We start from the raw sequence: 15,160 nt of genomic DNA, 5'->3' as shown, positions 1-15,160 counted from the left end.
AGAAAAAATGCTGACGCAAACGTTTTCTTATGGATTTAACGGTTTAAATTTGAGCAACTGGCCTTTTGAACCCGTAATTTTTTCTAATTCCTTAATTTGTCGCTCAAGTTTGGATTTAGAGACATCCGGGCCAATAATTACTCGCGTAAAAGTTTTTTCTTGCTTGGTGTGAGCCTGATAACCACGCTTTTGCAGATCCTCAACAACGTTTTTTGCGTTGTCAGCATTCTTCAAAGCCATCAATTGAATAATCCAAGCACTGTCTTGGTATTCATTTTTTTCCGGTACTGGCTTAACTACTACTGCCACTTTGTCAGCTTCTTTATTATTGGAAGAAGACGCGGTTTGCGTGTTTGAATTATCAGTACGACCACTTTCAACCACTTGCTCAACTGGAGAATCCGGTAGCGCTATCTGATCTTCAACGGGATCGAGTACTTCAAACACTTCAACATTACTATCAAGCTCTGGCTTAATCGGAATGCTTGCAAACTCTTCTTTATAGTGGAGCTTCTTACCATCTAGCACATCGGGCAATACAATCACGCCAATGGCCACTAAAATGATGGTGCCGACTAATCGGCTTTGGAATTTACTTGCCATTTAGTTTCCTTTTTTCTGCCAATGCTCCAACACTTCACCCACGGTATGGAAAGAACCGACAACCAACACAACATCGTCACCTTTAACAGAAGCTAAAGCCGCTTCAAACGCTGTGACAGGGTTTGGATGCTGTTCTACGCCTTCTGGTAGGCTTTGACACAGTTCAGCGGCTGTCGCAGCGCGTGGCCCTTGCAATGAAGCTGGATACCAATGAGTTGCGATTGGCGCTAATACTTCCAATGTCGCTGGGATATCTTTGTCATGAAGCATGGCGACTACAACGTGTAAATGTTTACCTGCATACTTCTTCGTAACTTGCTGCACAAAGTATTCAGCGGAATGCGGGTTGTGCGCCACATCAAGCACAATCACGGGTTGTTCGCTAATTTGCTGCATACGCCCTGGAAGCTGCGCATTCTTCATGCCGTTAACCACGTTCACGTCACTAATACTTAGCTCTGATGTGCCCAATGCCATCAACGCTGTTGCAGCGTTAGGTAAAGGCAGGCTTGGAATAGGTAGCGATTCTAGTTGGAATGCACCACTACGCCAGTTCCACGTATCACCGTCAACATCATAAGTGTATTGAATACCGACTTGGTAGAACTCAGCCTTAATGTCATCAGCGTGCGCTGCAACCGTAGCCGGTGGCTTGGGTTGACCACAGATAGCGGGTTTACCACTACGATAAATGCCCGCTTTCTCAAAGCCAATCACATTGATGTCATCACCTAGCCAGTCAACATGGTCGACAGCCAAACTCGTAATCACAGAAACATCATGCTCAACGATATTGGTCGCGTCTAAACGCCCGCCTAAACCCACTTCTAAAAGCACAACATCAACCGCTTCAGTTTGAAATGCGCGTAACGCCGCTAAAGTGCCATATTCGAAAAAACTCAGGCTGATTTCGCCACGCTCTTTCTCAATGAAATCGAAAGACTGAACCATCTTTTCATCAGATAGATCTTGGCCGTTGATACGAACACGTTCGTTATAGCGAATTAAGTGAGGAGAGCTGTAGACACCAACTGAGTAACCAGCGTCCAATAGAATCGCTTCCATCAGTGCACATGTTGAGCCTTTGCCATTGGTTCCGGCAACAGTAATAACATGTTGAGCAGGTTTGGTGAGGTTTGCCTTAGAGGCGACGGCCTGAACTCGGTCTAATCCAAGATCAATAGCACTTGTGTGGATGTTTGATAAATAATCAAGCCACATCTCCAAAGAGGATGTGGCTTGAGGAATAGGTTGTTGACTCATCTAACTCATAACCATAATAAAGTTGGTTTGTTAGAAGGTACTTTACCCTTTTTCTGGCGCTTCTGGTACTTCATAAGTAGCTTCATTCGGTGAATCGTTCACAGAAACTACTAATGGTGAAGGCTGGTTGGTCATTTTAGCAACAAGGCTTGCAACGCGCTGACGCATCTCACGACGGTCAACGATCATGTCGATAGCACCGTGGTCTAGTAGGAACTCACTGCGTTGGAAACCTTCAGGAAGGTCTTCACGTACCGTTTGTTCGATTACACGACGTCCAGCAAAACCGATCAGTGCTTTTGGCTCACCAATGTTGATATCGCCAAGCATTGCCAAACTTGCAGAAACACCACCCATTGTTGGATCAGTCATGACTGAAACAAACGGTAGGCCTTTCGCAGATAAACGCTCAAGCGCAGCACTGGTTTTCGCCATTTGCATTAGAGACATCAATGCCTCTTGCATACGAGCACCACCACTTGCAGAGAAACACACTAAACCACAGTTGTTCTCGATAGCAGCATCTACCGCTTTCACGAAACGAGCACCAACAACAGAACCCATTGAGCCGCCCATGAATGAGAATTCAAAAGCACACGCTACGATAGGTAAACCCAATAGTTCGCCTTTCATTGCAACTAATGCGTCTGTTTCACCACTGTTCTTTTGAGCAGCAGAGATACGTTCTTTGTAACGCTTAGAGTCTTTAAACTTCAGCTTGTCTTGTGGCTCAAGATCAGCACCTAGTTCAACACGCTCACCTTTGTCTAGGAATGTATCCAGACGACGACGTGCTTTCATGCGCATGTGATGGTCACATTTTGGACATACTTCTAGGTTACGCTCTAGTTCAGCATGGTACAGAACCTGCTCACAAGAAGTACATTTCGTCCAAACACCCTCAGGGATAGACGCTTTACGAGATGTTACGATGTTGCTTTTTTCTAAAATCTTTTCAAGCCAACTCATGGAAGACCTTTTTGTTTCGATTCTTCCGCTTGATTGCGAAAGAAATAAATTTGGGAATTATGCGTGGGAATTAAAGCACATAAAACAGCGACTGTAGATAAAAAACTGGTTGTACCTATTTTCTGGGACTATCTTACGCACTAAACCGTAATAATTTTTGAACCTAAGTCTCACATTTAGTTCAAATTATCCGGTAAAAATAGAGGACCAATTGGCTCTCGTGGTAGCTCAAAATGTTCAGGATAATCAACATCCACCAGATACAAACCTTCCGCTTTTGCAGTTGCGCCGGCTACTTTTCGATCTTTAGCTTCTAAAAGCCACTGGATCCACTCTGGTTTCTGCTCACCTTTACCTACGGCAATAAGGCTACCAGTAATATTCCTCACCATATGGTGAACAAACGCATTCGCTTTAATATCGATCACAATGTAGTGTCCATGACGAGTCACGTTCAAGTGAATCATGTTTCTCCATGGGCTACGAGATTGACAGTGTGTTGCTCTGAACGAAGTGAAGTCATTCTCACCAAGTAAGTACTGACCCGCTTCATGCATTTTTTTCTCATCAAGGTGACCATGATAATGGCTCACGCCTGAATTCAAAATGCCTGGGCGTAGTGCATGGTTAAAGATAATGTAGCGATAACGGCGAGCTGTTGCAGAAAAACGAGCATGGAAATCCTCATTCACTTCTGTAGCCCAACGAACCGCAATATCTTTCGGCATGTTGGCATTCGCGCCCATTGTCCATGCCACCATTTTACGATCGACATTAGTTTCAAAGTGAACGACTTGTCCCGTACCGTGAACACCGGCATCTGTACGACCTGCGCACATAACTTCTACAGGGTGATTCGCGACAACTGAAAGAGCCTTTTCCAATTCTTCTTGGACACTTTTCACGTCTCGTTGGCGCTGCCAACCAAAGTAGTGGGTACCGTTATATTCAATACCTAAAGCAATTTTCATGTTCTTGTTCTCTTTGAAAATGGGCGAGAAGTATATACGGAAATCAGTACTAGCCCAAATAGGATGGGGCTAAAACTTTAATAAACAATCAGCATCGACCGAGACGATGCTGTTGAAAAACCAAATCAAACAATAGTGCTCTGCATCGCCTTAAAATAAAGGGTAGCCAACGCTACCCTTTCTGATTTGTAAATTTATCGACCGTTTAACGTATCGATGAGATTCTTGGCCTCACGGCGAATATCATCGCTTCCGTCAACAATAGCCTCTTCTAGAAGCTTAATTGCCCCTTGCGAGTCACTCATCTCGATGTAGATTTTGGCCAAATCAAGCTTACCTGCAGCTTCTGCATTACTGTCGACATCATAATTGCCAATATCACCGATAACATCAGGGAATTCGTTAAGACCAACATCCAGTTTAAGCTCTTCATCGTCTGGGTTAATGACTTCTTCACCTTCTTGCTCGACTTGAGCCATCAGTTCATCAATCGTCATGTACTGCTTATCACGACTGTTGCCTGATTCGGTTAGGTTGTCTTGTTGAGCCCAATTCTCTTCTTTGATTTTCGGTTCAGCTTGCTGCTCAGCCGATGCCCAAATCTCTTGTTGGTCATCAGGCACATCATTATGCATGCTCGATTGTTGCTCTGGTGCTAGGTTAAAGCCTTTCCAGTCTTCGCCGCCAACTTCAAGCATGGCGTCAATATCTAGCCCTGCGCTATCAATCGAAGTTGCGTCCAATGGCTTATCGAACATGTTGTCGACAGAGTCTTGAACATCTTCAGAAAGCAACTCAGCTAATGCTGTCTCATCAAAGTCATCAAAGCCTTCTAGTGGCTCGTCTTGAACCGCTGCAGGCGTTGAGTTTGGCTCTGAAGCCGCGCTCAGTGATTGTTCTGGCTGTGCAAAACCAGCCGGTTCAGAGTCTTCAGCATTCGAGAAATCATCGGCCTGGCTGTAGCTCTGCGGATTTGAGAACAGATCATGCAACGCATCTTGCTCTTCGCCTTGTGGGCTGAAAGAGGTCAGTGGTGTTGGCTTCTCTGCAAACGCATCGGAGATCGCTTCGTCTTCACCGTATTCCGGTAAATCAAACTCATCAAACTCTACGCCTTGGTCTTCCGCTACCGGCTCAGCATTGCTTTGCTCAATATCATCTAAAACAGAGTCCGCTTTTGCGCTTTCTTCATCGTACTCAGGAAGATCAAGGTCATCGAACTCGAACTTCTCGGTGTCAGGCGCTAAGTCTTGCTCTAGCTGCGCTTCATCTGGGTCACTCACCACTTCAGCTAACGCGTCTTCTTCACCAAACTCTGGGAGTTCGAAGTCATCAAACGAGAACTCTTCTTCGCTTTCTGGTTTCGCAGTTTCAGCTTGTGGTGCAGTATCTAGCTGAGGCTCAGCGGTTGGTTGCGATTCAACACTTGATTGAGAGTCTATAGCAGGCGTTGCTGGCTCTGGTGTTGATTCAGCATCAGCTTCCGCTAGTGCGTCTTCTTCACTAAACTCTGGTAAGTCGAAATCATCAAACGAAAACTCTTCGTCGTCTCGCGCCTGAGCTATAACTTGGGCTTCAGTTTGAGGTTCAACACTTGGTTGAGCATCAATAGCTGGCGTTACTGGTTCTGCTGTTGATTCAGCATCAGCTTCCGCTAGTGTGTCTTCTTCACCAAACTCTAGTAGTTCAAAGTCATCAAACGAGAATTCTTCTGCGCTTTCTTGTTCTTCTATTTCTGCTTGTGGAGTAGCTTCAACTTGCGATTCAGCGTCTAATTTAGGTTCAACAACAGGTGCTACAGGTTCTGGTGTTGCGTCAGTTTCTGCTAATGCTTCTGGTGCAGACGTCTCATCTTCAATCAGCCAATCGTCGTCTTGTGGTACGCCGAATTCATTTGGAATAATTTCTGGCATATTTGCAGCACGAACTGGCTCTGGCTCTGGCTCTGGCTCTGGCTCTGGCTCTGGCTCTGGCTCTGGCAAGGATTCAACGACATCTTCAAGCTGTTCGCTACCTTGGCTCTTCGGTTCGAAGTCAAAATCAGAGGTAACGTTCGCTGGCGACTCTACATCGTCGATAGCTTCGGCTAACCAGTCTTCTACCGTTTCTTCATCGTCTTCAGATATATCATTCAAAGACGACGGCGAAGCTTGATCTTCAGTACTCGCAGCAATGTCTTCACGCTGTTCTTGGGCGTCGGCTTCTTTCGGCTCTGGTTCTTGTTGTGCGGTTTCTTCTTGAACTCGCTCTTCAAAATCTGGTTTATCAAAATCAGAATTCTCAGATAACAGCGAGTCGATATCCAATTCATCATCTTCCACCGATGATGCGGTTTCTTCCGCTGATACTTCGTCGCTGTCTAAAAGAGACGCTTGCTCTGGTTCAACCGTATTGTCAATTGATGATTCAACAGGCTCTTCTATTGCTGGCAACAAATCATTGTCATCAGAAGTCATTAACTCATCAATCAATGCTTCATCTGTTGTTTCTAGCGAGTCATCAAGCAAAGCATCCGTTGCTGGTGCGACACCGAACAAATCATCGATAAAACCATCACGATTAAAGGCTTCATCATTTTCTGGCTTAATGTCTGTACTTTCTTGAGTCACTTCCGAGTCTAACGATTCATCAGTAACGACTTCAGGTTGTGGTGTTTCACTAATGTCCGATGCTTGCTCAGGCTCAACTTCAAATGTTTCAGAGGTTAACGGAGTAAACTCAACGCCTGAGTCCTTTTCAGGCTCATCGTTAACGTTGTCAAAACCAAAGGCTGCGTCTAACTCTTTATCAAACGTCTTATCTTCAGATTCAAGCTCGTCTTCAATGCCACTTGTCAGTAAGTCATCAAATGGGTCTAGAGATTCTGATTTTGATGCATCCGCTGAAAGCTCATCATCTGACAATTCACTATCAAGGAAATCATCCAGTAAGTCGGTACTTTCGGCGTCGAGTTCGAAATCATCGTCGTCAGAGTCACCTATCAATTCATCCAAGGTTTCCGTACTGTCTTCTGCGATGTTGAGGTCATCATCGGTCGATAAACCAGAAAGCTCTTCAAGTTCAGATAAGGAATCAAAGCCTAGAGGCTCACTTTCAGACTCATCATCCGATTCGTCTTCCAACATTTCATCAAGAAGGTCGGTCGAGTTACTTAGATCAACGTCATCCCCGGCCAATTGCTCATCAAGCAGGTCAACGCTGTCTTGAGGTTCTTCATCTACGATTGGCTTATCGAACTGAGACAGAATGTTTTCGATATCATCGTCAGACGCCAAACCACTGTTTAGGTTAGTGGCAATCTCATCGTCGCTATCAAGGTTGAAAGGGTCATTCGCTTGATCGTTCTGAGCGGCAACCTGGGCAAATATGTCATCAATATCATCATTCGCTGTCGGTGAAGCTGGCTCAGGGGACTGTTGTTCAGAGATTAGAGCATCAATATCAAAGTCGTCATTGCTCAAATCAGCAGGCTTAGTCTCACTTTGTTGCTCAGAGATAAGCGCATCGATGTCAAAATCATCGCTTGCTGGTGTTTCCGTGTTAGAAGGCGAATCACTTTGCTCTTCCGAAATCAAAGCATCAATATCGAAGCTGTCATCATCTTCGTCATCAAGAGCAAACAGATCATCTAATAAAGATTGGTCTAGCTCGTTGGAACCGAGATCTTCAGTTTCAGACTCTTGAGATAGTAAAGCTTCAATGTCATCAGCAGACATTGCGTTATCATCAGAAAGGTCGAAGTCGACATCATCAGTATCGACGGCGCTTTCCGCAGTTTTGTCTAGCGCACGCTCCATCTCTTCAAGACCAAGCGCTTTCTCTTCGCCATTAACACTAATACCGTTGCTGCTGTCTAAATCTAGATCGTCGAAGTTGGTGTCTAAATCGCCGTTTTCGCCAATGCTGGCAAATGGGTCATCGTCTTCACCATCTAGATTGAAATCAAGATCAGACTCATCTAAACCAGCAAAAACATCGTCTTCTTCAGCTAGCGCTTGATCGTCAAACAGCTTGTTGGCGTCATCTTCCGTACCAAACAAGTCATCGTCTAAAGACAACTCGTTAAGATCATCCATCTCGTCGCCCAATGTAATAGGTGCAACGGTGCTTGGTTCTGGCTGAAGCGGTTGTTCTTGAGTCGTCTGCTGTTGCTCATCATTTTTAGAACGACGACCCAACAGCATCACAACGATCAAACCAATTAGCAGACCTGGAATAATCGCCAGAGCCGCCACTAACCAACCATTCGATAACAGTTCGTCCATGGCACTTGGTGCCATTTTTTCAATTTCGGCGTTCTTTCTGCGCTCTTCATCAAGCAGCTTTTCAACTTCGCTACGAATGCGGTCTTCATCGCTGAGCTCAGTTTTTAGCTCATCCACTTCCGATTGAACATTCGATAACATCAAACGAAGTTGGTGGTTTTTCTCTTCAAGTGACAGCAGTTCAGTTTCTGAAAGCTCTAGCTGCTTCTCTAACTTGTTCATCTCTTGGGTTGGAGCAGATTGAGCTAGAGATGATTGAGTTGCAGACAATGGCTTTTTAGCGGTTTCAGTAGTGCTTACTTGCTTAGCAGGAGCAACATTTTTTGCATCAGAACTCGGCGCTTTTGGTTTTGAAGCGACAGGCTTACTTGCAGGAGCATCAAGCTTAGCAAGATGTGAGTTCATAATGTTGATAGCTTGCTGCGTCGAGCTTGCACGTGCTTGCTCTAAAGAAGGCACACGTAAATTACTGGCAGGCAGCAGGCTATGAATATTCTGGTTTTCAAACGCTTGTGGGTTTAAGCGATAAATAGCCAACAGGGTTTGTTGGACTGACACGGAGTTATCTGGGCGTAACTTTGAAGCAATAGACCACAATGTTTCTGAGCCGCGAGTTGGACCATAGAAACGTGAAGGCTCAGCGCTATTCGATTGCGCTCTTTGAAGTGGTTCTGAAAACGTAGGCGCTGATTGTATCTGGCCATTAGGCCCTACAACTCGAATGGAATCTGCACGAACAACGGAAATCTGAGTCGCAATGATAAAGGCAAAAGGCATTAACCACGGCTTGAAAATTTGAAACATAAAAGGCTCAGCTAGGTGCTTAAATTCGGAAAAGTGATGATCTATTAAATATATCGGATAAATGACGTAAAACTATAGAGATGAAAACAAAAAATGTGTTGCAGCAACAATATTCGCAGCAATTTCACACAATTTGACTAACAATATTTTTAATCGATTAAAAAAGCCCCACTAAAGAGTGAGGCTTGTTTATCAAAGCAATAAAGCTTAGAAGTAATCGCGAATCAAAACTTCAGCGATTTGAACTGCGTTTGTTGCTGCGCCTTTACGAACGTTATCAGCGACAACCCACATGTTCACGCCGCTGTGATGGCTGATGTCGTTACGAATACGACCAACCATTACGTGGTCTTTACCACCTGCATCACGAACTTGAGTTGGGAAGTCTAGCGCTTGGAATACTTCAACACCTTCTGTATTTTCTAGAAGCTGAACCACTTGCTCTGCAGCGATTGGTGCGCGAGTTTCAATGTGTAGAGATTCTGCGTGACCGTAGAATACTGGTACACGAACACAAGTCGGGTTCACTGTGATTGAAGAGTCAGCAAAGATTTTTTGAGTTTCCCAAACCATCTTCATCTCTTCACGCGTGTAGCCGTTCTCTGTAAATTCATCGATTTGAGGAATACAGTTGAAAGCGATCTGCTGTGAGAACGCTGAGTTTTCAGCTGGCATACCGTTAAGAAGCTTAGCCGTTTGACCCGCTAGCTCATCGATACCTGGCTTACCTGCACCAGACACAGATTGGTAAGTTGAAACGTTAATACGCTCAAGGCCCACTTCATCGTGAATTGGTTTTAGCGCTACTACCATTTGGATAGTCGAGCAGTTAGGGTTCGCGATGATGTTACGGTTACGGAATTCAGCAATTGCTTCAGGGTTCACTTCTGGCACAACCAGAGGAACATCGTATTCGTAACGGAAACGTGATGTGTTATCGATAACAACCACACCTTCATCAGCCGCAATTGGAGCCCAACGCTCTGAAAGCTCGCTACCTGCAGAGAAAAACGCAATATGTACTTGAGACCAATCGAAGTCTTCTACGTTTTGTACTTGTATTGTTTTGCCGTTAAAACGGGAAGTTTTGCCTTCACTACGTTCACTTGCTAGTAAGTGCATTTCACCGACAGGGAATTTACGCTCTTTAAGTACTTCAAGAATGGTTTCACCAACCGCACCAGTCGCACCTAAAATAGCAATATTAAATTCTTGGCTCATTGTTTCTCTCTTTTATAAAGTTGGCTTTACCATAAAACCGAGTTTAGATAACGGCGTTAAATTACAAGATTCGTCGCCCGTTAACTCGACTGCACTGTACTCTCTGCGGTCCCAATATTCTTTACGCATCTTGTCAAAAGAACCCGGCATAGCGATATTGCGACGGAATAAGGCGTCGTCTTTGCGCACATCATAGATCAACTGAGTCAAATTGTGCAGTGTTGCTTCATCCCAAGCTCTATCTAATTTCATTTGAGGTACAGGCGCTGTCGGCAATAAGTCGCTTGCATAAGCACGCTGCTCAGTACCTAAAAACTCACAATAGCTGTTGAAGATCATCGTGGTACCACGCGCTTTACCTTCTAAACCGTAGCCCGCTACGTGAGGCGTTGCAAAAGCGAGTAACGGAAGAAGCTCAAAGTCGACTTCAGGTTCAAACTCAAACACATCAAGCACTGCAGTGAAACCATCGGCTTTTTGCAGGCGAGCTTTTAGCGCTTGGTTATCAACCACAGGACCGCGAGCTGCATTAATAAGGATTTGATCAGCACGTAAGTTGTTCAGCACTTGCTCACTGATCAAGTGATGCGTTGGATACTCACCCGTCTTAGTGATTGGCGTGTGTAATGTAATAACGTCTGATTGCTCAAGCAGAGTCTCTAAATCAGTAAATTCGCGAGTATCACCCTCTTGTTGTTTTAGAGGATCGTTCAGCAGAACTTTAATACCAATGCCTTCTAGGCACTTCGCTAAGTAACTGCCCACTTGACCACAGCCGATAATACCAACCGTTTTATCAAAAACAGAGAAGCCTTGCTGCTGCGCAAGCACCATCATCGCACTGAACGCGTACTCAGCAACACCCACCTTGTTACAGCCAGGCGCCGCAGTAAAGAAAATACCACGCTCTTTCATCAATTCTTGGTCAACGTGATCCATACCAGCCGTCGCAGTACCGACAAACTTCAGCTTATTGGCTTTGCTGATCAACGACTCGTTTACCTTGGTAACAGAGCGAATCATCAATGCGTCTACGTCAACTAGGTCGTCAGCTGTTAATGTGCGACCAGACTTCATTGTCACTTCCCCTAGCTGGCTAAAAAGCGCTTCAGCGTAAGGCATATTTTCGTCGATTAAGATTTTCATTTGGCGATTACTTTTTTTGGGGTCTATCGACCTAAACGTGAATTGAAATGATTGTGCAAAATTCCACACACGGTGTCGAGTAGCAATTGGAATACATTATAAATAAAGGGCTGAATCGGCAGGCATTGACAGGCAAGAACCGAAACCAGAGTTAACGCCCAAGATCAAACGGCTAAAACGAAAAATGCCCGATTGAATAAACAATCGGGCAAACATCCAGAACAAAAGGATCCTATCTCGCTCTCCAGGAGACAGAGTCTTGCGTCTGTTCAACCAGTACTAACCAAGGTCAGTACTGGTCAAGCTCTGGAAACCTTTCAATCTCTAAACCCAGATTTAAAAACTATGTTTACAAACCTACGTCTAAAAACTTTGTTCTGATGGTCATTATTACTGGGTGACCTGTACGTGTTGAATCTGCACTAGCGCAACCCTTTAACGATTAACCTTGTCTCTGTAACTCAAACCTAAGTTAAGCTTGGTACTTTTTGATTACTAGCGTTGCGTTCGTACCGCCGAAACCAAAGCTGTTAGACATAACCGTTGTTAGCTCTTGATCACGAGCTTCAGTTACGATGTCTAGGCCAGCAGCAGCTTCGTCTAGGTTAGAAACGTTAATGCTTGGAGCGATAAAGCCGTTGTCTAGCATTAGCGTTGAGTAAATTGCTTCGTGTACGCCAGCAGCACCTAGAGCGTGACCTGTCATCGCTTTAGTTGCAGAAATTGCTGGGCTGTTGCCACCAAATACTTCTTGGATAGCGCCTAGCTCTTTCACGTCGCCAACTGGAGTTGAAGTACCGTGAGTGTTCACGTAGTCAACGCCATCAACGTTTTGCATTGCCATCTTCATACAACGAACCGCGCCTTCACCAGAAGGAGCAACCATGTCGTAGCCATCTGAAGTTGCGCCGTAACCTACGATCTCGCCGTAAATTTTCGCGCCACGAGCAACAGCGTGCTCAAGCTCTTCGATAACTAGCATGCCGCCGCCACCAGAGATAACGAAACCGTCACGGTCTGCATCGTAGGTACGAGAAGCCAGTTCTGGTGTGTCGTTGTACTTAGTAGAAAGTGCGCCCATTGCGTCGAACATCATAGTCAGAGACCAATCCAGTTCTTCACCGCCACCAGCGAATACAACGTCTTGCTTACCAAGTTGGATAAGCTCCATTGCGTGACCAATACAGTGTGCAGATGTCGCACATGCAGAGCTCATAGAGTAGTTCACACCACGGATTTTGAAAGGAGTTGCTAGACAAGCAGAAACCGTAGAAGCCATTGTACGTGGAACCATGTATGGACCAACGCGCTTCACGCCTTTCTCACGGATTATGTCTACCGCGTTTACTTGGTTTAGAGATGAAGCACCACCTGAACCCGCAACGATACCCGTGCGGTCATTAGATACTTGATCTTCAGTTAAACCAGAATCAGCAATTGCTTGCTCCATTGAAAGATAAGCGAATGCCGCTGCATCACCCATAAAGCGCATTTTTTTGCGATCGATATGGTCAGCAGGGTTCATTTTTAGGTTACCCCATACTTGAGAGCGCAAGCCATTTTCCTTGAACTGCTCTGAAGCGGTAATACCAGATTTACCCTCTTTCAGTGATGCTAAAACTTCTTCGACGTTGTTACCGATACTTGAAACAATACCCATACCGGTGATTACGACTCGTTTCATGTGACATTCCTATAATTCTAAATTCAGCTAGATGATAACTAAGAAGCCTAACAAAAGTGGTCAGCTTTCCTAGAAATTCGTACAATCCCTACCAACATATCGCTTCAAATCACAAAATGATAGATTTTATGACTTCAATTACTAATGCAGAACTGGAATGGAATGAGTCTGGCACGCCAGTTTCAGACCAATTTGACGACGTTTACTTCTCCAATGTTAACGGTTTAGAAGAAACTCGCTACGTCTTTTTAAAGCAAAACCACCTTCCAGAGCGTTGGCTTGAACATGAACAACGCCGCTTTGTGATTGCTGAAACCGGCTTTGGCACAGGTTTGAACTTTCTTGCCGTTTGGCAATGGTTCGATGCTTTTCTTAAAGATAACCCACAAGCGATGACCAAAGAGTTACATTTCATCAGTTTTGAAAAATATCCTTTAAATAAAGAGGATCTCATCAAAGCACACAAATCGTGGCCAGAATTAGCCGAGTATGCGACGCAACTCCAAGAACACTACCCTATCGCTCTCCCTGAGTGTCACCGTATTGTGCTGGGCGACGGCGCAATCACGCTTGATTTGTGGTTTGGCGATATTAAAGATTGCATGCCTAACGTACCAACCTCACGTGAAGGTTTGGTTGATGCTTGGTTCTTAGATGGTTTTGCTCCGAGCAAGAACCCAGAGATGTGGAATCAAAACCTGTTCAACGGCATGGCCAAGCTAGCGAAACAAGATTGTAGCTGCGCCACCTTCACCGCTGCTGGCTTTGTTCGCCGTGGCTTAATTGAAGCTGGCTTTGAAATGAAAAAGGTCAAAGGCTTTGGTACTAAGCGAGAAATGATTGCCGGCCGACTTGGCGAAAAGCAGGCTCATACCAACATCAAACCTTGGTATGGCCTCGCTCAACATAGTGATTCACAAGATATCGCCATTATTGGTGGTGGTGTCGCCAGTGCTGCATTAGCCAAAACGCTAAGCCGTCGTGGTAAAAACATCACCCTTTATTGTGAACACCCACAAGCTGCTGGCAATGCCTCAGGTAACAACCAAGGTGCGATTTACCCGCTATTGAGTGAAGCGACATCGAACGTGTCTCGCGTGTTTGGCCCAGGGTTACTGTTTGCTCGTCAATTTATTAATCAAGCGGCTCAGTCTATCCAATTTGATCACAGCTGGTGTGGCGTGAACATCTTGATGTGGGATCAAGGCTCCACTAAAAAGCTCAACCGCATGTTGGAAGGCAACTTCCACACCGACCTAATTCAGCGTTTATCGCCAGAGCAAGCCAACGAAAAGATTGGCTTACCGGTCGATAAAGAGAGTGTTTACTTTCCTCTGGGTGGTTGGCTAAGCCCTCTTCAACTGACTCAAGGCTTGATTGGCAAGCTAGAAGAGAGCAACCAAGTGAGCGCACACTATCAACATCAAGTAACGCAACTTGAGTGGCTCGAAGCTGAACAACAATGGTTACTGACGATTGAGACACCTCAAGGTGAGATTCAAACCAGGCACGACCAAGTGGTTGTCGCGAATGGACACAAGTTCATTCAGTTTGAACAAACTCAGCCAGTACCTCTGACGCCAGTTAAAGGGCAAGTGAGCCATATTCCGACCACGGAAAATCTCAGCCAGCTAAAAACCGTGTTGTGCTTTGATGGCTACCTGACGCCACAGAATCCAAACAATGGTCATCACTGTATTGGTGCGAACTACGACAAAACCAATATCGATCAAGAATTTGATATTGAGGTTCAACAGCACAATGGCGAGCGCCTACATGGGTCACTACCAGACCAAGCATGGACAAAAGATGTCGATACCAGTGACAACTTAGCGCGCCAAGGTATCCGAAGCGTAAGCCGTGACCACCTTCCGTTTGTCGGAAACGTCGGTGACTTTGAAGCCATTAAGGAGCAGTACCAAGACCTGCACAACTTCAACCCGCAGCGTGACTCAGTTGAGGATGTAGAAACCGTTACGAGCTTCCCTAACCTTTATTGCTTTATCGGGCTAGGCTCACGTGGTTTGAGCTCTGCACCATTATTGGCTGAAGTATTAGCATCACAGATCTGTGGCGATCCGCTGCCCTTGCCTGTTGATGTGCTTGAGGCGATTCACCCAAGTCGAATGTGGGTACGCAGACTGCGTAAAGGTAAGGCATTAACGGCTGGATGGGTTGCTGACAAGCATTCTAAATCAAATCCGTAGTTTCTAGTTCAGCTATTCTGAACATCT

Annotated in this window: 9 protein-coding genes; 1 reads left to right on the top strand and 8 read right to left on the bottom strand. The window is 45.2% G+C overall.

All coding sequences use genetic code 11. The features are described from left to right. Positions 1-27 precede the first annotated feature (27 nt). The 8 genes from IQQ51_RS05155 to fabB all read right to left on the bottom strand — a co-directional run bounded on the left by IQQ51_RS05155 (position 28) and on the right by fabB (position 12,926). Entirely contained in the window at positions 28-603 is a 576-nt protein-coding gene (locus tag IQQ51_RS05155) for an SPOR domain-containing protein (RefSeq protein ID WP_048660824.1), read from the bottom strand. Next, on the bottom strand, positions 604-1,866 hold the full coding sequence (folC, locus tag IQQ51_RS05150) for a bifunctional tetrahydrofolate synthase/dihydrofolate synthase (RefSeq protein ID WP_193840535.1): 1,263 nt from the start codon (positions 1,864-1,866) through the stop codon (positions 604-606). A gap of 42 nt (positions 1,867-1,908) precedes the next feature. Continuing rightward, entirely contained in the window at positions 1,909-2,835 is a 927-nt protein-coding gene (accD, locus tag IQQ51_RS05145; protein WP_017062348.1) for an acetyl-CoA carboxylase, carboxyltransferase subunit beta, read from the bottom strand. 176 nt (positions 2,836-3,011) lie between these two features. Beyond that, positions 3,012-3,806 carry a tRNA pseudouridine(38-40) synthase TruA gene (truA, locus tag IQQ51_RS05140; RefSeq protein WP_004734161.1) on the bottom strand — a complete coding sequence of 265 codons (795 nt, stop codon included), beginning with the start codon at positions 3,804-3,806 and terminating at the stop codon, positions 3,012-3,014. Positions 3,807-4,000: 194 nt separating this feature from the next. Continuing rightward, a complete protein-coding gene (locus IQQ51_RS05135; RefSeq protein WP_193840534.1) occupies positions 4,001-8,875 on the bottom strand; it encodes a FimV/HubP family polar landmark protein in 4,875 nt (1,624 codons plus the stop codon). Between the two features lie 207 nt (positions 8,876-9,082). Beyond that, positions 9,083-10,096, bottom strand: coding sequence for an aspartate-semialdehyde dehydrogenase (locus tag IQQ51_RS05130; protein ID WP_048615089.1), 1,014 nt, complete (start codon positions 10,094-10,096; stop codon positions 9,083-9,085). Positions 10,097-10,108: 12 nt separating this feature from the next. After that, on the bottom strand, positions 10,109-11,242 hold the full coding sequence (locus tag IQQ51_RS05125) for a 4-phosphoerythronate dehydrogenase (RefSeq protein WP_193840533.1): 1,134 nt from the start codon (positions 11,240-11,242) through the stop codon (positions 10,109-10,111). 472 nt (positions 11,243-11,714) lie between these two features. Then, positions 11,715-12,926 (bottom strand): beta-ketoacyl-ACP synthase I, encoded by a 1,212-nt coding sequence (gene fabB, locus IQQ51_RS05120; RefSeq protein WP_017062353.1) that lies wholly within the window; start codon positions 12,924-12,926, stop codon positions 11,715-11,717. Positions 12,927-13,054: 128 nt separating this feature from the next. Here fabB and mnmC point away from each other — a divergent pair, with 128 nt between their 5' ends. Then, positions 13,055-15,133, top strand: a complete 2,079-nt coding sequence (gene mnmC, locus IQQ51_RS05115) for a bifunctional tRNA (5-methylaminomethyl-2-thiouridine)(34)-methyltransferase MnmD/FAD-dependent 5-carboxymethylaminomethyl-2-thiouridine(34) oxidoreductase MnmC (protein ID WP_228012684.1) — start codon at positions 13,055-13,057, stop codon at positions 15,131-15,133. The last annotated feature ends 27 nt before the right edge of the window (positions 15,134-15,160 follow it).

Origin of the sequence: Vibrio sp. OPT18, from assembly GCF_015163615.1 — a bacterium.
Lineage (GTDB): Bacteria > Pseudomonadota > Gammaproteobacteria > Enterobacterales > Vibrionaceae > Vibrio > Vibrio coralliirubri.
The sequence above is the reverse complement of the archived record's forward strand: the minus strand, read 5'-3'. Positions and strand labels throughout refer to the sequence as shown.

Bases quoted from the DNA above. Each gene is read 5' to 3' on its own strand.
- fabB (WP_017062353.1), bottom strand. From the start codon at position 12,926: ATGAAACGAGTCGTAATCACCGGTATGGGTATTGTTTCAAGTATCGGT.
- folC (WP_193840535.1), bottom strand. From the start codon at position 1,866: ATGAGTCAACAACCTATTCCTCAAGCCACATCCTCTTTGGAGATGTGG.
- truA (WP_004734161.1), bottom strand. From the start codon at position 3,806: ATGAAAATTGCTTTAGGTATTGAATATAACGGTACCCACTACTTTGGT.
- accD (WP_017062348.1), bottom strand. From the start codon at position 2,835: ATGAGTTGGCTTGAAAAGATTTTAGAAAAAAGCAACATCGTAACATCT.
- mnmC (WP_228012684.1), top strand. From the start codon at position 13,055: ATGACTTCAATTACTAATGCAGAACTGGAATGGAATGAGTCTGGCACG.
- IQQ51_RS05135 (WP_193840534.1), bottom strand. From the start codon at position 8,875: ATGTTTCAAATTTTCAAGCCGTGGTTAATGCCTTTTGCCTTTATCATT.
- IQQ51_RS05130 (WP_048615089.1), bottom strand. From the start codon at position 10,096: ATGAGCCAAGAATTTAATATTGCTATTTTAGGTGCGACTGGTGCGGTT.
- IQQ51_RS05155 (WP_048660824.1), bottom strand. From the start codon at position 603: ATGGCAAGTAAATTCCAAAGCCGATTAGTCGGCACCATCATTTTAGTG.
- IQQ51_RS05125 (WP_193840533.1), bottom strand. From the start codon at position 11,242: ATGAAAATCTTAATCGACGAAAATATGCCTTACGCTGAAGCGCTTTTT.